This window comes from Clostridium algoriphilum (genome assembly GCF_020443705.1).
Taxonomy (GTDB): domain Bacteria; phylum Bacillota; class Clostridia; order Clostridiales; family Clostridiaceae; genus Clostridium_AD; species Clostridium_AD algoriphilum.
In genome coordinates this window covers 203207-222305 of the sequence record NZ_JAIZZK010000001.1, presented here as the reverse complement: position 1 = coordinate 222305, position 19099 = coordinate 203207, and the positions used below count along the sequence as shown (strand labels likewise).

15 protein-coding genes are annotated in these 19099 nt (G+C 29.7%); 3 read left to right on the top strand and 12 right to left on the bottom strand.

Annotated features, from left to right (window positions below; genetic code table 11):
* Window positions 1-239: 239 nt before the first annotated feature.
* On the top strand, window positions 240-1241 hold the full coding sequence (locus LGK95_RS01090; protein WP_226121279.1) for a tyrosine recombinase XerC: 1002 nt from the start codon (window positions 240-242) through the stop codon (window positions 1239-1241).
* A gap of 75 nt (window positions 1242-1316) precedes the next feature.
* On the opposite strand, the gene LGK95_RS01085 is transcribed toward LGK95_RS01090, so the two are convergent.
* Window positions 1317-1784: a hypothetical protein gene (locus LGK95_RS01085; RefSeq protein ID WP_226121277.1), complete on the bottom strand. Its 468-nt coding sequence runs from the start codon at window positions 1782-1784 to the stop codon at window positions 1317-1319.
* 206 nt (window positions 1785-1990) lie between these two features.
* On the opposite strand from LGK95_RS01085, the gene lexA reads away from it, so the two are divergent.
* On the top strand, window positions 1991-2599 hold the full coding sequence (gene lexA / locus LGK95_RS01080; protein WP_226121275.1) for a transcriptional repressor LexA: 609 nt from the start codon (window positions 1991-1993) through the stop codon (window positions 2597-2599).
* 132 nt (window positions 2600-2731) lie between these two features.
* On the opposite strand, the gene LGK95_RS01075 is transcribed toward lexA, so the two are convergent.
* The 11 genes from LGK95_RS01075 to miaB form a co-directional block, all read right to left on the bottom strand.
* Window positions 2732-4012, bottom strand: coding sequence for a methionine gamma-lyase family protein (locus LGK95_RS01075; protein ID WP_226121273.1), 1281 nt, complete (start codon window positions 4010-4012; stop codon window positions 2732-2734).
* 151 nt (window positions 4013-4163) lie between these two features.
* A complete protein-coding gene (locus LGK95_RS01070; protein ID WP_226121271.1) occupies window positions 4164-5783 on the bottom strand; it encodes an ORC-CDC6 family AAA ATPase in 1620 nt (539 codons plus the stop codon).
* Window positions 5773-6948: an ATP-binding protein gene (locus LGK95_RS01065; RefSeq protein WP_226121269.1), complete on the bottom strand. Its 1176-nt coding sequence runs from the start codon at window positions 6946-6948 to the stop codon at window positions 5773-5775. The genes LGK95_RS01070 and LGK95_RS01065 overlap by 11 nt, the downstream gene beginning before the upstream one ends.
* 362 nt (window positions 6949-7310) lie before the next feature.
* Complete coding sequence (locus LGK95_RS01060) at window positions 7311-7955, bottom strand: SLC5/6 family protein (protein ID WP_226121267.1); 645 nt, start codon at window positions 7953-7955, stop codon at window positions 7311-7313.
* Window positions 7956-8026: 71 nt separating this feature from the next.
* Entirely contained in the window at window positions 8027-9250 is a 1224-nt protein-coding gene (locus tag LGK95_RS01055; protein ID WP_226121264.1) for a Zn-dependent hydrolase, read from the bottom strand.
* A gap of 701 nt (window positions 9251-9951) precedes the next feature.
* On the bottom strand, window positions 9952-10845 hold the full coding sequence (locus LGK95_RS01050) for an MYG1 family protein (RefSeq protein WP_226121262.1): 894 nt from the start codon (window positions 10843-10845) through the stop codon (window positions 9952-9954).
* A gap of 463 nt (window positions 10846-11308) precedes the next feature.
* Window positions 11309-11542: an RNA chaperone Hfq gene (hfq, locus tag LGK95_RS01045; protein WP_226121260.1), complete on the bottom strand. Its 234-nt coding sequence runs from the start codon at window positions 11540-11542 to the stop codon at window positions 11309-11311.
* Between the two features lie 28 nt (window positions 11543-11570).
* Window positions 11571-12521: a tRNA (adenosine(37)-N6)-dimethylallyltransferase MiaA gene (gene miaA, locus LGK95_RS01040; RefSeq protein ID WP_226121258.1), complete on the bottom strand. Its 951-nt coding sequence runs from the start codon at window positions 12519-12521 to the stop codon at window positions 11571-11573.
* A gap of 14 nt (window positions 12522-12535) precedes the next feature.
* The gene (mutL, locus tag LGK95_RS01035; RefSeq protein WP_226121256.1) at window positions 12536-14464 is read right to left on the bottom strand and encodes a DNA mismatch repair endonuclease MutL; all 1929 of its coding nucleotides are present in this window, start codon (window positions 14462-14464) and stop codon (window positions 12536-12538) included.
* A 64-nt stretch (window positions 14465-14528) separates the two neighbouring features.
* Complete coding sequence (gene mutS, locus LGK95_RS01030) at window positions 14529-17219, bottom strand: DNA mismatch repair protein MutS (RefSeq protein WP_226121254.1); 2691 nt, start codon at window positions 17217-17219, stop codon at window positions 14529-14531.
* 74 nt (window positions 17220-17293) lie between these two features.
* Window positions 17294-18631 carry a tRNA (N6-isopentenyl adenosine(37)-C2)-methylthiotransferase MiaB gene (gene miaB, locus LGK95_RS01025; RefSeq protein ID WP_226121252.1) on the bottom strand — a complete coding sequence of 446 codons (1338 nt, stop codon included), beginning with the start codon at window positions 18629-18631 and terminating at the stop codon, window positions 17294-17296.
* A 287-nt stretch (window positions 18632-18918) separates the two neighbouring features.
* Between miaB and LGK95_RS01020 the strand changes: the two genes are divergently transcribed.
* Window positions 18919-19077: a hypothetical protein gene (locus tag LGK95_RS01020; protein ID WP_226121250.1), complete on the top strand. Its 159-nt coding sequence runs from the start codon at window positions 18919-18921 to the stop codon at window positions 19075-19077.
* The last annotated feature ends 22 nt before the right edge of the window (window positions 19078-19099 follow it).

Here is a 19099-nt window from a genome sequence, read left to right as displayed (position 1 = left end):
ATTTGATATTTGATATAAACTAAGTTTAAAAAGCTATCAGTGATGCTAAACTGATAGCTTTTTAAGTTTACAATATTATTGGTAGTATAATAGTTAAAAATAATTAAAATAATTAAAATAAAAAAAAAGAGAAAAATAAAAAACATTTAAAATAATCAGGATTTTACCCCCTCTTTTGTAGTATAATAATGTCGTGAAATGTAAGTTTCACGACATTATTACGTATTTTGGAGGTAGTCATGAAATCAAATATAAATGGTATTTATAATAATGAAATCCCAAAGTTCTTAAATGATTATTTTAATTATTTATCTACAATTAAAGGCTGTTCTATTAACACTATAATTGCTTATACAGCAGATTTGTCATTACTATTAAAGTTTATAAAAATGTATAAAGGTTTAGTAGCATCAGATGAGGCCCTACCACTTGAGAAGATTATTATAAGTGACCTAACCTTAGATACATTAAAAACTATTAACTTGCAAGATCTATATGCATTTGTCTCCTATCTTGGTAAGTATAGAGCTAATGGTAACTATGCAAAAGCAAGAAAAATAGCATCTATTAAGTCCCTTTTTAAGTATTTAACTACTAAGGCTAAAGTGCTAACACTAGACCCTACAATAGATTTAGAATCTCCAAAACTCGGCAAGCGTAGTCCCGTTTTTTTAACTTTAGATGAAAGTAAGACTCTACTCGAGGCTACAATATCTCGTGATAAGCATTCTGTTCGCGACCATAGTATTATAACATTATTTTTAAACTGTGGTCTCAGGCTGTCAGAACTATGTAGTATCAATATATCTGATATTAAAGGTGATACATTATCTGTTATTGGAAAAGGAAATAAAGAGCGAACCATTTATTTAAACAAAGCTTCATTTAGAGCTATTCATAAGTATTTGCCTATTAGATATACCAATATAAATAAAATTCATGTCGAGGATAAGGATGCCCTTTTTATCAGCGGGAAATTTGGAAGAATTAATAAAAGAACTGTAGAAAGGATTGTAAAAAAATACATAGGAGATGCAGGACTTAATAAAAATAAGTATACGCCTCATAAATTAAGGCATACTTCAGCCACTCTTATGTATAAATATGGGAACGTAGATATTAGAAGTCTACAAGATATTTTAGGACATGAAAATATATCTACTACACAAATATATACTCATGCAGATGATGAAAAATTAAGAAATGCGGTTAAGTCAAACCCCCTTTCTGATGAACAATAAAAAAGTATATATTACCACAACTGTGGTAATATATACTTTTTAACCCTATTAAGCATGTAAATTACATATTATTACTTACATATTTTTTAGTCTTATAAGTCCAGGGAATTCCTCTTTAAGGAATTCTGAGTTATCCTCTTCATCTTCGAGTAATGCTTTAACTCCATCTATATCCTCTATAAATTCCCAAACTTCGTTATTTTGAGCAATATAATCATCTTTATTTAATTTTTCAAGTTCTTCCTCTGCCAAAAATGATTCATAATCTTCAATTTTTGCTACTTCATCGTTCTTATTCTCTGTATTATCTTCCTCGGCATCATTTTCATCGATTTCGTCAGTTTTATAAATATCATCTTGTAACTTTTCAGTCCCTGCATCTTCAAAGACTTCATCAATTTTTATAGCTTTAACATCAAATCCTTCAAGTTCTAAGCATTTTCCACAATTATCACATTTTTTATTTGAATTTAATTCGCAGACTTCACATTCACCACAGTCATTACAAATTTTTTTATTATTAAATATACAGTTTTTGGACATACAACACCCCACTACTTTTATTTCAAATACTTTCATAATGTTCTATTATAACAAAGAATATTTAATAAATCAAACAGTGGTACTTTTAATGAAATATTATGTATATTTATACAGATATTACGGATGATTGTTACCTAAAATAGAACATAAGTTTGATGTTTTTACAATTATATGGTATAATTCTACTACGAATGAGAGGTGTTTCTATGTTAACTCAAAAAAAAGATAAGCAAAGCGAAATATATAACTTTATAAAGGATCAAGTTCAATCAAAAGGATATCCACCCTCAGTAAGAGAAATATGTTTAGCTGTAGGATTAAAATCCACCTCTACTGTTCATGGTCATTTAGAAAGATTAGAAAAAAAAGGATTTATACGTAGAGACCCTACCAAGCCTCGCGCAATTGAATTGTTAAAGGATTCTGTTATAAGAAAAGAACTTATAGATATACCTATTATAGGAAAAATTACTGCTGGTGTTCCTATCCTCGCGGTTGAGAATGTTGAAGATACTTTTACTATACCGTTAAATTTTACCAAAACTAATAATGAGTTATTCATGCTTAAAGTTTCTGGTAGCAGCATGATTGAAGCTGGAATATTAGATGGAGATCTTGCAATAATCGAAAAAATTAATTCTGCTAAAAATGGCGACATAGTTGTAGCTCTTATTGATAATGAAGCAACTATAAAAAGATTTTTTAAGGAAAAAGGACATATAAGACTTCAACCTGAAAATTCATCTATGTCCCCTATCATAGTTAAGGACTGTTCAATTCTGGGTATACTTGTGGGTATTTACAGAAAATATTAAATGTCCCCTTTTAAATATGCAAAAAGACTGCAAATGATTATATCATTTGCAGTCTTTTTTTGCTATTATACACTCTTATATAACTAAAACATATATTAAATAAAATAATTTTGCATTAATGTTCACATAAATTTATATAACTTTTGAAAGAGCTATTAGTATTCCGATTTTAGCATGATCAAAAGTTAACCCACCCTGTAAATATGCTATATATGGCTCTCTTATTGGAGCATCAGCAGATAGTTCTATAGATGAACCTTGAATAAATGCACCGGCTGCCATTATAACCTTATCTTCATATCCTGGCATATCCCATGGCTCGCATTCAACAAAAGAATCAATTGGTGACCCTGCTTGTATACCCTTAATGAAATTAATTAGCATTTCCTTATCACCAAATTTTATAGCTTGAATTATATCGCTTCTTTTATCAGTGTATTTAGGAAGAACTTCAAAGCCTGCAAGCTCCATAATCCTTGCACAAAAAATAGCACCCTTTAATGCCTCCATAGTAACATGTGGTGCTAGGAATAGTCCTTGATATAACGAACGCATAACTCCAAATGTAGAACCGCATTCTCCACCTATGCCTGGAATTGTTAATCTATACGAAGCTTGAAGTACATATTCTTCTTTACCTGCTATATATCCGCCAGTAGGTGCAATTCCACCACCAATATTTTTTATTAGTGAACCAGCAACTAAGTCTGCACCCACATCTGTCGGCTCCGTAGTTTCAATAAATTCTCCATAACAGTTATCTACAAAACAAATCACATTTGGATTTATATCTTTTGCAGCTTTTATAATCTCTTCTATCTCACAAATTAATAAAGCATTTCTCCACCCATACCCAGTAGATCTTTGTATATGAAGTAACTTTATTGATTTATCCGCTATCAATGTCTTTTTCATTAGGTCAATATCAACTTTAGATTTATCATTTAATTCTAATTGTGTATATTTTACGCCATAATCTTTTAAAGAACCTATATCTTTTGAATTACTTATACCTATTATGTTATGAAGCGTATCGTATGGCGTTCCACATACAGAAAGCATGGTATCATTAGGTCTTAAATTACCAAACAATGCTGCCCCAATTGCGTGAGTTCCATTTACAAAATGTGGCCTAACAAGTGCACTCTCACAATTGAAAATTCTTGCGTAAACTTTATCTAATGAATCTCGTCCTATATCACCATAACCATATCCAGAAGAGTTTGTAAAATGAGATTCACTGATTCGTTCATCTTGAAGTGCAGTCAAAACTTTAAGTTGATTAAACTCTCTTATCTCATCAAGCTTATTAAACTCCCCTTGCACATCTTGTATTGCTATATCATAGAGTCCTAGCGTTTTCGGACTTATCTTATACTTCTTTTGAAGGTATTCTTTTGTTATATCGAGCATTATTCCAGTTCCCCTTTGTATTATGTATTTTAATCTACATCTAAGCCAAATTAATAGAATTGACTATCCTACTATCTAGCTATTTTATTTAACTACCTTTGTAATAGTAACATATATAATACCAATGTAGAACATTTTAGTATAGTATTGATTATTTAATTGTCTCTTTTTTACTAATTTTATTAACTTCTTCAATAATCTCTTCAACAGTTTCCTTTAATTCTTCACCCACTTTTTTAAACTCAATTTCAAATTTTTCATTTTGATTTTTCATAAAGTACATTAACGCATAATAAGTAGGCTTAAATTTATCCCTTAGCCTAAATTCATTTTCATCAAACAGTTTAAATAAGGAGTTATATTGTTTTTTAGCCATTAAAAATATTAAATACTCATTGATAGCCTTATTATATTTATCTGTATTATTATCTACTTGTAAAAACAAATGAGCCTTTTCTAAGGATTCTTCTATTAGACCGTTCCAAAGTAATGTTTTCGATAAAACATAAATAGTGTTAAAATCATTACTTTGTTTATCAAAGTTTTTTTTAACAGAATATAAATCTTGTTCTTTATTTTCGCTTTTGTTAATTAGTTCTTCTCTGCTGCACCAGTTTTCAAAAAAATTCACAAGCCATTGCACCTGATGTTTTTCTTTGTCTCCTCCAAACCTCATCAGATACCATATGTTAAAAAATCGTTCTTTGATTTGGTACATGTAGTTTTTTTTATTTACAGGAATTTTATTTATTACTCCGTTTTTTTCTAATTGATTTAACTGAGCAGATACTTTTTTACTTTGCATCCTTATTTTGTCTGCTACTTCTTTTGTCGTTGTAGCATCCCATCTTAGCGCTATAATATCAATAATTTCTTGTTGCACTGGCGATAACCAATCCATTGTGTATTTATAAAGAGGTGTTACTCTATCTAATAATGTATCTAATTCTTTGAATTCAGGTCCCTTGTCGTCATTAAAAATATCGAAAAGCAATGCCATGATTCTTGGCACCCCACCTGTTAACCGCCTTAAGGCCTCTATTTTCCCTTTATTACTTTTAAGTATCTCATTTATATCTTTCTTATTAAAAATCCCACCTAACTTTTCAAGAAATTCGTTAGTTTCTTCTAAGTTTAAGCCTTTTAATTTTATCAGCTTAAAGAAGTCATAGAAGGGCTTATTATAATCAAAAGTAAATTCTGAAACATCTGAAGATGCACCTATAATTCGAATTTCTGCAGAAGTTAAGAGAATTTCTCTAAGTTTTTGCTGCTCATAAGTCTTGAATTTCTTTAAAATACCTTCAATACTGTCTATTAAAAGTATTAACTTTTTATTTTTTTCTTTAAGTTTTCCCTCAAGGATTTTAAAGCATATATCTTCGTAGTCATCGCACTCTGAATATTTATCCATCTCATCATAAAGCCCTTTAAATTCAACGTTTTCCATTTCAAGATGCTCTGCCGTTTCTTCCCAAAGTTTAAATAGTCTACGTATATTGTACTGTTCCTCCGGGAATATAATAGGAATGATACTTGTTTTTAATTCCTTATCTCCTTTTATTTCAAAGTATAATCTTTTTAACAAGGTTGTTTTACCGAACCCTCTTTGACCCTCTATAATATAATGCTGCTCTGGATATTTCATATCAGAATTTTTTATATCCTTAAAAATTTTTTCAAATTCTTTTTTTCTTATTACAAATCTATCAACTAATTCTTCCTGTGTTAGATTATTGGGATTATAAAGACTTAAACTACTAGTTTGCATTTTTTTTACACCACCACATTCTTAATATAGGAGAAGTAAATGTATATATTTTTTTATTATCATCATTATTTATATATCCATCGTCTATAAGAGTATTTAAGAGATTTTTATAGGTTTCTTTAAGCTTATATCTCACAGCTAAATCATGTATTTCATTATAGGTTATCTCCTTAGCAGCTGTTATAGATATTATGTTTAATACTTCTATAATGAACTTATAGTCATCATTTTTGTACACCTTAAGCCTTTCATGCCAGCTGCTAAATTTATTATTTTCTTCTATCATACATTTAATTGCTATATCAACTGATTCACTATATATAAAACGTATGTTCTTTTCATCATAAATATCCTGAATTTTATCCATAGCAAGTTGAATATAAAAAGGAATTAACCACTTAATTTCATTAAGCATATGTTTTATAGTATCATCATCCATTGTAAAATCAAGCCCTTTAAGTAATTCATTTATAAGGCTTTTCCCTTCTGCTTCACTTAGTGGAGTTACTTTTAATATATCCAGATCATTTATAAACTTTGAAGAATCCATTCGTCTTGCAATGCCCTCTAAGCTTATGGAACCGGTATATATGAATTGAAATTTATTATTTATATCACTATTTTGTCTTAATGATCTATTACTTTGAAGAAGATGAACTGCATACGTAGTACCTTGCCTTTGTTGAATGTTTTCTATTGCTTGAGCGAATTCATCTATCATAATAATTAATTTGTGCCCTTCTAAATCAATAAATCTCATAATTTCTATAAACTTTTCAAAGTAATTCAACTCAATATTTTTACTAAGCTTAACGGAATCTATGCCTACCTCATCAATGCTTTTGAAAATGTTTTTAGCTAAATCTTTAATTGAATTTATTACTTTGTCTCTTTTCTTTATTGAATCACAATTTAAAATAGCCTTTACAATATCCTTATAATACATATTTTCGTTATATACTGACTCAGTAATAACATAGACTATATAGTATTTATCCTTTGGGTTATCTTCTATGTACCTCATTAAAGATGTTTTCCCAACCCTTCTTGGCGCTGAAATTATAATGCTACTTTCTGAATCAATTTTTCTCCATAATTTATTTATTAAAATAGGCCTTTTAAAAAAATTTTCTCCTCGCGCAGCTTGCCCTGTTGTAATTTTCATAATTAGCACCTCCTACATTCCTTATATTTACAATAATACTTGACAAAAAATAATTTGTCAAGTATTATGACATTTTTTTTTTTGTCAAAGTGTTGTTAAGAACAATAATAGTGCTTAAAATGCATTTCCAACTGCTTCTTTCTATTTTCTAATTACCTTCTGCATGTTTTATATTCTCTGAAAATCTAAATAAAATAAATCAATATTAACAGAAAATCCTAAACTAATTACTTAGTAAGGGGTTCTTTGCTGATATTGATTTTCTCAGTATTATATAATACCCTTTTAAACTAATGTGAATACCAATGAAATTGATGTTTTTGTGTTACAGAAGCTAAAGTACTGACTAACAATAGGAATTCCTAATTAACTGTAGAATTGGATTTAACCAATTCATTATTTGTCAACTGTTCATATCGTAGTATTGTTTCGTCATCTGGTTTTGTAAGTAAGCTAACAATAATAGTTATTGCAAAATTAATTATTAATGCCACAAAACCTTTACTTACTCCATAAGGAAGTGTAGTCATAAAAAATAATGAAACTACACTTACAACTAGCCCAGATAAAATTCCCCATTTCGTTGCCCTTTTCCATGTAAATGCAAAAATCACCGAAACGAAAGCTTGTGTTAGTCCAGAGTATGAAAGTGCTACAACTCCTAACATAAGCATTGGGTAATATAATGATAAAAAAGCACTACTAACTAAGAATATTCCAGTTATAATACGTGTCCATAAAGTCATTGATCCTTCACTTATGTCAGGTTTTAATACTCCAAGAATATTTTTCGAGAACAACCCACCAACAGTAAGAGCCACAAAAGACATAACCAAAATTGCAGTTAGTGCACCGCCACCTGCAATTAAACCTACTGCCCAGCCTGGTAGAGTATTAATAGCTACCGTAAGCAGAGCATTATCGGGATTAGCAATACCTTTAAAATTATTAACTGCATAGTAAGCCGCTATTATAAGAAATGGCATCATAACCATATATAATGGCATTAATATTGAGTTCTTTCTTAATATTTTCTTCCGAACATAGGCTAATGAGCCCCATTGGGGCTGGTATATTCCTAATTCTTATCGATTTCCAAAACTGTCTGTAGAACTACGTTTATGCCTCGCAAGCACTCGTCAACAGATGTGAATTCCGGTTCACAATGACTGTGTCCATCTTTACTTGGAACGAATATCATAGTGGTAGGCATTAAGTTAGCAACATACTGTGCATCATGTCCTGCACCACTGTACATTCTTTTACTTGTATAACCATATGCATCTGCACTCTTCTGAACTAAACTCACTAATTCTTCATTGAATTCAATTGTACTACGTGCCCATGCTTCCTCATACTTCACTTCGCACTTATCAAATTCCTTAGGCATGTTCTTGATTATTTTAACAACCTGTTTAATGACTTCTGGATTCTGATGTCTTGCATCTAATGAAAAATCAACGAAGTCAGGAATAACAGTATGTACACATGGATGGCAAAGTATTTCTCCTGTTGTGTATACAAGGTCACTATCAAGCTTATCAAGTTCTGCATGTAAATACTTAAGAGCAGAGGCTGCAGCTAAAAGGGCATCTTTTCTGTATGGCATTGGCGTCGTTCCGGCGTGGTCAGACTGTCCATAAGTCCTAATTCTGTAGTTAACCATTCCTACAACTCCCTCTACAACGCCAATTTGCTTCTTTTCAGCTTCAAGTACAGGACCTTGTTCAATGTGCAGCTCGAGCATTGCCATATAATCTTTAGGAGTGAGTCTGTTCGCTTCGTCTCCTACATATCCACTCTGCTTTAAAGCTTCACCAAAGGTCTTTCCTTCAGGACTCTTTGAAGCGAGCATCTTAGCCTTCTCAAACTTACCGCAAACAACACCCGAGGACATCATTGCAGGTGCATAAAGTGAACCTTCTTCATTAGTCCAGATCATAGCTGTAATTGGATGCCTATGAGGAATCTTTTCTGTAGCAATCGTTTCAACTACTTCCATTGCTGTTATAACTCCCAGGATGCCATCGTAATTACCACCATTCCTAACAGAATCACAATGTGATGCCATTACAATACTAGGAAGATTAGCTTCTGTTCCATGAAGAGTTGCATACATATTCGCCATGTCATCAGTTACGGTTTCAACACCAACTTCCCTCATTCTCTTAACGAACTCTGTTCTTGCATTGAGTGCTTCTTCCGACAATGAAAATCTTGTGATACCTCCATGTCCGGCATCGCCGAATGTGGAAAACGTTTCAATTTTGTTTTGTATTCTTTCTTTGTTACAAGTTAACATATTACTAACCTCCATTTTATAAATCATTTTTTAAATAAATTACAATACCACCTTTTACGTAAATTTCTACTTAGCTCATTAAAAGTCTTTCTTATATATATAATCATTTAGCAATATTATTTAATATAGTGTTTATCAAAATCAAATTAAAAATGAAATAAAATAATATAATTAAATCATTTAACTTATAAATAATATTATATAATAATATTCTTCATTTCGGTAAAAAATGAATGTGTTAAATATAATTATTCACTTTTAAAAACAATTAGGTCTGGATTATAGCTCATATTCATCGATAATGTTTTAAAATTGAATCGTTTATTTAATTAATTAGTCATAACTACCTATTTATATTTGTTTAATTGCAATTTATATTACTTTTTCTTTACCATTAAGTCAAGTGTTTATAATGTGATTCCGAAAATAAACTTACATATTATTCATTTCACTACTATAAAATCGTTTACATGCTTAGCTGTTTTAAAAAAGTTATTCTTATCCCTTAATTATTACATTTTTAAAGTTTTATTAATCCATTAACTAACTTAAATATAAAAAATAAACCCGTCGGCAACTATCAACGGGTTCGTTTTGAGATACTTCTTAGAATTAACATAACTATGAAGAGTTGTATTTAATAAACAATACATGTTATATTCAGAATTGAATATTGTATATATTTATCTGTTAATTAAGTTTTAAATTGATAGATTCGCTATTTTCAAAGCACTCTCCATGCTTATAGTTGATGCTATAAACCCCGCTTTGTGACAAAATACAGCGTCGTCTATTTTTATTATAGCATTTATTTCTTCCCTTGATTTTCCTCTAATTGATTCTAATATATCCCTTCTCGCTTCAAAAGTACCAACTGTTTTCTTTACAGTCAGAATCTTATACTCTACATTATTATCATCTGGTGAAATAACAAACAATACCTCATTATTTATATCTATTTTAAGTAACTGTTGAAGCCATGGGCAACCTTTTTTTAAAACCATTATTTCATTAATTTTTCTATTTTGAAAAGCGTCATCTACTATTGTCTTTGCATTTACAACGGAGACTTGTCTACTTATTATTCTTTTTATAACCTGATTTGCGCATCCAACAGCTTCTTCAAAGGCATCATCTTTAGAATCATCAGAATCCCATGTAGGATTAAAACTTTGAATAATATCACTAATTGAAGTTACTTTAATTTCTGATTTTATATCTACGCCATTATCTGTAGCGTCTATTCCCTGCACTAAATTTTTATCAACATAATCGAAAATTGAAGTTATATCAATTTCATCAAATTGAGAATTAAACTTTTGAATTACTCTTGACCCAAACTCTCTCCAAACTAAACCACAAGCTGCATACGGAATATCATTTTCTCTTATTTCTTTGTCTAATTGATGATGGTCAAATTCTCCAAAAGATATATCATATACAAAATCTAATTTGCTAAGGACATCTTCATCCCTTGTTCTTGTTACCGTTACATCACCTAGTAATAGCCTAAGTATAGACGTTGCCATAACATCATCTGCATGAAATTTTCCGCTATGTGTTCCTAAAGTTTTAATATTTTTTTCATTAATCATCATATACCTCTTTCATATTTTTTTTAACTATATCTAATAAGATATAATTAAGCAGTTTATTTTCTAAATTAACAAATTCTTAGATAACACCCTTCATTTTCTGTGGCCTAGTAACTATTAATCCTACACACATTAATTTATTAGTATATCATAGAACTAGAGTATTTATCTAAATACTCTAGTTCTTATTTTTATAATACCTTTTATTAAAAGGTTATAAATTTAGTTTTTTTAATCCTAAAATAGAGAGGTTTTTAAAATTATATTATATTGTAACCTACGTAAAAAAAGTCTCAAGCTAGTTGACTCTAACTTTAGACCTTAAATTATTAACTTCGCTCTACTATTTACTCAGCTACTATTTACTTGTCGATTTAATGAAGTGTCCTTTTAATATAGTGCAAAATAATATTACTATTACTACTATTACTACTATTACTACTAAAGGTTACATAATAAAATTTTAAATTTCATCATTGTTTAACAAAATCGGTTTTAATGGAGATATAGTAGAAATAGCATGTTTGTATATCATCATTTGTTTCCCATCACAATTTAGTACAACCGTAAAACTATCAAAACCTGTTACATTACCCTTTAATTGAAAACCATTTACCAAATATAATGTAACTAGTATTTTATTTTTTCTAGCTCCATTTAAAAATATATCCTGCAAATTATTAGTAGGTTTATTCATATATACACCTCCAAAGTTAATATTTCGTTTAAAAATAAACTATTTTAATTTTTTTTGAAGATAATTGACTTGTAATATATTCTACAATTTCATCTTCATTGTTAAATTCATCTTTGTTAACCCAATTTACTCTCGAATCTTTTCTAAACCAAGTGAGCTGCCTTTTAGCGTAATTTCTGCTCCCTTGTTTAATCATTTCCACGGCCTCAGTTAAGGATATTTCATCATTTAAATAATATAATATTTCTTTATATCCTATCCCTTTCATCGACTGCATATCTGAAGTATAGCCCATTTCTTTTAATTTTATAACTTCATCAATTAAATTGTGTTCCATCATAATATCTACGCGGCGATTTATTCTGTTATATAATTTTTGCCTATCCATATTTAGTACAAAATAATGCACATTATAAGGAATATCTAATATGTTTTGTTCTTGTGAAAATCCACTCATGGGCTTACCACTAACTTTGTACACTTCTAATGCTCTGATAACTCTTTTTAAATCATTAGGATATAATTTGTTAAAAGCTTCTTCATCAATCTCTTTTAGCAAATTGTGTACATATTCTTTTCCTTTTTCATCTGCAAGTTTCGTAAGATATTCTCTATATATCTCATCTTTATTGGTATCTGCAAAGCTATAATTATATATTAAAGAATTTATATAAAAACCAGTTCCACCAACTATCATTGGAAGTTTATTTTTATTAGTTATTTCTTCAATAGCACTTTCAGCTCTTTCTTTAAACTCAGCTACGCTAAATTCTTCACTTGGTTCTATTATGTCTACTAGATGATGAGGAACTCCCCTCATCTCTTGTTTTGAGATCTTAGCAGAGCCAATATTCATATATTTATATATCTGCATTGAATCAGCTGATATAATCTCCCCATTTAGCTTTTGCGAAAGTTTTATCGAAATTTCTGTTTTGCCTACCGCTGTAGGACCTGCTAAAATAAATAAATCTTTCATATTTCCACCTTTTTCTATTGTATTCTTTTAAATTTTTTTTCTAATTCATTAAGTGTTATTTTTATTATTGTGGGTCTTCCGTGGGGACAAGTAAACGGTTCATCTATATATCTTAAATCGTTAATTAATTTAATCATTTCTAATTCTGTTAACTGATTATTAGCTTTAACAGCTGCTTTACAAGCAAGGGACGCTATCTTATTATATTTAATTTCCGCAGTTTTACCTGTGCCCATGTTTTTAAGATTATCTAATATATCATTAAAGAGATTTTTAATATCTGGTTTTCCAAGAATTATTGGTACTTCTTTTATACTTATTGTATTTTCTCCAAACTCAATGATATTAAAACCAGTATTACTAAAAACGGCTTCATTTTCAATGTAGTATGCGTAATCTTCCTGGCTTAGCTCTATTACAGTTGGTACTAATAAAATTTGAGATACGACTTCGCAATTCATAATATCTTTTTTGAATTTCTCAAATAATACTTTTTCATGGGCCGCATGTTGGTCAATTAGGTAGAGTTCATCATATACTTCACCTATTATATAGGTTTTATTAAATTGACCTATAATTCTTAATTCAGGGAATTTCGAATTATTATTAGTCCGTGTGACATTACTCGAATTATTATTTGTTACATTGCTATCATTAGCATTTCTACCTAAGTTTCCATCAGCTAATTCATTATTAGTTTTACTACTTGAATCATTTGTAATATTTATGATACCCGCATGTTCATAAGGTGTTTCCATAAAATTATTTATTTCATTGTTTAATGTTTTATATTTAAAATCAATTGGAATTTGAACATTCTTTTCTATTTCTGCTTTGTCTTTTTCATCTATAACTATCTTGTTAAAGTCATAAATTTCATTTCTTAAAGTATGTTTTTGGGTTTCATTATCACTATTGTTTTTATTATCTTCCTCTGGTATATCGAAATTGCCTCTTAAACTATTAGCAATTGCTGTATGCACAGCATCAAAAACAATCTTAAATATAGCTTTATCCTGTTGGAATTTAATTTCCGTTTTTTGTGGGTGAACATTTATATCTATATACTCAGGAAATATATCTAAAAATATAACAAAGAATGGGAATTTGTTAATAGTCAAAAATGATTTAAATGCATTTTCAACGGCTGCAGTAATTAGACCACTTTTTATATACCTTTTATTAACAAATATACTTTGCCTATTACGACTTCCCCGACTTATATCTGCATTACCAATATATCCGTGAACAGACATAATGTCATTATACTCTTCAAAACTTGTGATGTTATTAACAACCTCTTTGCCGTATATATACCTTATAGTGTCGCTAAGATTTTCAGAGCTAAAGGTAGAAAAAACCTTTTTGTTATTATTTGAAAGTTTAAAAGATATTTCATTGTTAGCTAATGCAAGTCTTCCAATAATGTCTGATATTAAAGCTGATTCTCTTTGAGGTGATTTTAAAAACTTTTGTCTTGCTGGGACATTAAAAAATAAGTCCTTAACCTCTATTGTTGTACCAACATTACATCCTATTTCATTTATATATGTTATCTCCCCTGAGGACTGAGATATTTCTTTACCAATTGAGGATTCTTTGGTCCTACTACTTAGTATAGTACGAGATACTGATGCTATACTAGGTAATGCTTCTCCTCTAAAACCTAAAGTATGTATTTTATATATGTCTTCAACACATTTTATCTTACTAGTGGCATGAGGCAAAAATGCTTTTTCTATATCATCTATATGAATTCCTACGCCATCATCAATTACCTTTATATTTGTTTGACCACCATCGAGAATTTCTATGTTGATGTTTTTAGCACCAGCATCTATACTATTTTCAACTAGCTCTTTTACTACAGATGATGGACGTTCTACAACCTCACCTGCAGCAATTTTATTAGAAGTTTCAACCTCCAATATGTTAATTCTCATAATACCTCACATCCTTTGCTACTTTTATAGCAACTTGGTTATATCTATGGGCGCTTGGCTACCCCTATATTAATTTAGCTCTTTCAACTAAATCGTACAGCTTATTGAATCCATCCATAGGTGTTAGATTAAGAATATTTATATTTTTAATTTCTTTTAATATATTATCCTTTTCAATATCTGTAAAGCTTATTTGAGTTACTTCATCTTCTAACATGTTAGATTCATAAGTTACAGCCGTTTCTTTCTCCTGAATGTTAGAAATACTCTTTTTATCATTAGAATTATCATAGGCCGCATTATTTTTAATTTTCTTGTTAATTAAGTCAATTTCCGTTGTATTATTTAAACTTTCTAGTGACGCTAAAATTTCATTTGCTCTGTCAATTACATTTTTGGGTAGTCCTGCTAATTTTGCAACCTCTATTCCATAAGATTCATCGGCTCCACCAGGTACAATTTTCCTTAGAAATACTATTTCATTTTTAATTTTTTTTACCGCTACAGAATAATTTTTTACACCCTTTATCATACCCTCAAGTTTTGTTAACTCATGATAATGCGTAGCAAATAATGTTTTACTCCTTAGACTGGAAGTTTTACAAATATACTCAATTACTGACCAAGCAATACTAAGTCCATCATAAGTACTTGTTCCTCTACCTACCTCATCAAGTAAAACTAAACTCTTATTAGTTGCATTTTCTAATATATTAGATACTTCCCACATCTCTACCATAAAGGTACTTTTACCAGCGGCAAGATCGTCAGATGCTCCTATTCTCGTAAACACCTTATCACAAATTGATATATCAGCATCTGAGCAAGGAACAAAACTTCCCATTTGAGCCATAATAGTTATTAATGCTACTTGACGCATATAGGTAGATTTACCTGCCATATTAGGTCCAGTTATTAATAGAAGTTGATTATCCTTTGCATCCATATACGTATCATTTTCAATAAACGTATTTGTAGGCATCATCTTTTCAACTACAGGGTGCCTTCCCCCTTTTATATTAAAAATACCCTTTGTATTCATCTTAGGTTTAGTATAATTATTTTCAAGTGCTATTGTACTTAAGGAACTCAAACAATCAATTTCTGATATTAGTTTTGCAGTATTTTTCATTCGCTCTATATGTTTTTCGATATCTTCTCTTATACCTGTAAATATATCATATTCTAAATTAACTAATTTTTCGTCTGCACCTAAAATCTTGTTTTCCATTTCTTTAAGTTCAGGAGTAATATACCTTTCTGCATTAGACAAAGTTTGTTTTCTTATATATCTGCCCTCTGGAATTAAAGGTATGTTTAATTTGGTTACTTCAATATAATAACCGAATACTCGATTGTATCCTACTTTTAGTGACTTTATCCCAGTTATGCTTTTTTCATCAGTTTCTAAAGTAGCTATCCACTGTTTACCATGAGCCTTTGCAAGTCTTAGCTCATCTATTTCACTATTAAAGCCACCCTTTATAATGTTCCCTTCTTTAATAGAAATAGATGGACTTTCAATAATAGAATTATCTAAAGTATTATATATGTCTAATAAATCATCTAAATCCGAATAAATTCTTCTCATTAATTTGCTATTAAGCTCTGATAAAATTTCCTTAACCTTAGGTATTTTCTCAATAGAATTCTTTAAAGAAATTAGTTCCTTTGCATTAACATTCCTCGAAGAGATCTTTCCTACAAGTCTTTCTATATCATATATATCCACCAGCACATCTTTTAAATCTTCATGGAAGGCAGTATTATTCTTAAGTTCCTCTACGGCCTCTAATCTTTCCTCTATTGAGTTCTTATTTATTAAAGGTTGATCTAACCATTTACGAAGTCTTCTAGCTCCCATAGCCGTATTTGTTCTATCTAATACCCAAAGCAAAGAACCTTTCTTGGTTTTATCTCTTAAAGTTTCAGTGAGTTCTAAGTTTCTCCTAGAATTTGCATCTAAACTTACATAATCTAAAATATCATAATACTCTATAATATCAATATGAGAAAGTGAATTTTTTTGTGTATCTATAATGTAACTAAGCAGTCCTGAAATACTTCTAATTAAAGTTTGCGAAAAGGTATTTTCACAAAAATTATGAAACTGGTTATTTATTAAACTATCATCTTTCACAATAAAGTATTCATTAGGGTAAGCTGAATAAGAAACATTAAATCTTTCTTTTATAGCCTTTAATACTTCCTCAGAGATAACATCCGAGATAATAATTTCTTTTGGAGTAAACTTTGAGATTTCATCTAGTATGGTAACAACGTTAATTTTAGTTTCTGTGCAACTAAATTCACCAGTTGATACATCGCAAAAACACATTCCACAAAAGTTAATTTCATTGTTTATATAAATACTCATAATATAGTTATTTTTAGTTTCTTCTAAAAAACTGGAATCAGTATATGTTCCAGGCGTAATTATTTTAATAATATCTCTTTTAACAATACCTTTTGCTAGTGCTGGATCTTCAACTTGTTCGCATATAGCAACTTTAAATCCTTTTGCAATTAATCTACCTACATAGGTATTTGCAGCATGATAAGGAATTCCACACATAGGCGCTCTTTTTTCAAGTCCACAGTCACGCCCTGTAAGTACAAGTTCAAGTTCTTTTGCTGCAACCTCTGCATCTGTAAAGAACATTTCATAAAAGTCCCCTAACCTAAAAAATAATATACAGTCCTTGCATGTTTCTTTTATTTCAAAGTATTGTATCATCATTGGAGTTAATGCCATTTTTATTCCACCTTGCTTTTATCTGTGAGTAAATATTAATTAATGTCTACTCACAGAAATTAAATTACTAAAGATTAAATACTAACTAATATTTCTTCACCAATAAGTGAGAAAGAGTGTGCATCAGTTATCAAAACTGACACGAGAGTTCCAATAGCTTTGTTGTTTCCCTCAAAATTTACTACTTTCCCATTTCTTGTCCTACCAGTTAATTTACTTTTATCATTTTTGCTATGACCTTCTACTAGCACTTCTACAATTTTGCCTCTACATTCTTTATTTCTTTCTGCACAGTTTCTATTAACAACCTCAACTAATCTATTAAATCTTTCATGTTTAACTTTATCTGGTACTTGTTCTAGCATTTCATCTGCAGGAGTTCCTTTTCTTTTAGAATAAAGGTATGTAAAAGCTAAATTAAATTTCACCTCTTCCATAAGGCTTAGAGTCTCTGCGAAATCTTCTTCTGTTTCCCCAGGGAATCCCACTATAATATCAGTACTTAATCCTACATTAGGTATTGTATTTCTAATATTTTTAACTAATTCTAAATATTTCTCTCTGTCATAATGTCTATTCATTTTATTTAGAATATTAGATGAACCTGATTGTACTGGTAAATGAACTTGCTCACAAATTTTATCTCCTTCAGCAATTACCTCTATTACGTCACTAGATAAATCCTTTGGATGAGATGTTAAAAATCTTATTCTCTCTAAGTTTTCAATATCATTAATTCTCATAAGTAGCTGTGAAAAATTTATTTCAGGACTTAATCCTTTTCCATAAGAGTTAACATTTTGACCAAGTAAAGTTATTTCTTTATAACCTTTTGCAACCATAGATCTTATTTCGTTAATAATATCTTCTGGTTTTCTACTTCTCTCGCGTCCTCGTACATAAGGTACTATGCAGTAAGTGCAGAAATTATTGCAGCCATACATAATTGTAACAAATCCTTTTATATTATTTTCTCTGTCAATTGGAATTCCTTCTATAATGGTTTCTTCCTTATCCCATATTTCAACGATAGATGAATTTCCTGCTTGTATCCTTTTTAGGTATTCTGGGAATTTATGAGCGTTATGTGTTCCAATAATTATATCCACAAATGGAAACTTAGTGATTATATGTTTTGCCATACCATCTTGTTGCATCATACATCCGATAACCGCAATTATTAGCTTAGGATTTTCCTTCTTCATTGTTTTTAAAGCACCTATATTCCCATCAACCTTTTGCTCTGCATTCTCTCTAACACAACAAGTATTAAATATAATTATGTCAGCATTTCCCTTATCTGTAGTTCTTTTATATCCTACCGGTATTAGCATACCAGATAATTTCTCGGAATCCTCCTCATTCATTTGACAACCCCATGTTTCTATATAGTATTTAAGTATTTCATTCATTAGTGCATTCTCCTTTATTAAAAAGTATTACTATCTATCATTATATATAATTTTCATGATTTTTTAAAGTTATTTTTACTATTTGGATATATTTAATCATTTAATTAATTTACTTGAAATATATGTAGCAGGTATATTATAATATTAATAGATAATTTTTTTGTAATATCAAGAACAATATACGTATATACATGTTACTATTAACTATCACTAATATTTATTTTAAAATAAACATTTCAAAATAAATTCTTTCTTTTAGGATAACCTATCTAAAAGGAGTGATTTATATGTATGATGCAAAAAAAGAAGAAAATATTAGAGATAAACATTTACAATATGATTGCATAGGTGAAAGAAATTATTACTGTACGTGTAATTTTAATAATATGGTAGATATGAGAGTATCATCTGTGCCTGTTGAAGTTATATTAAAAGAATTTACTTAGTTTTTAGATTAATGATGGGGGG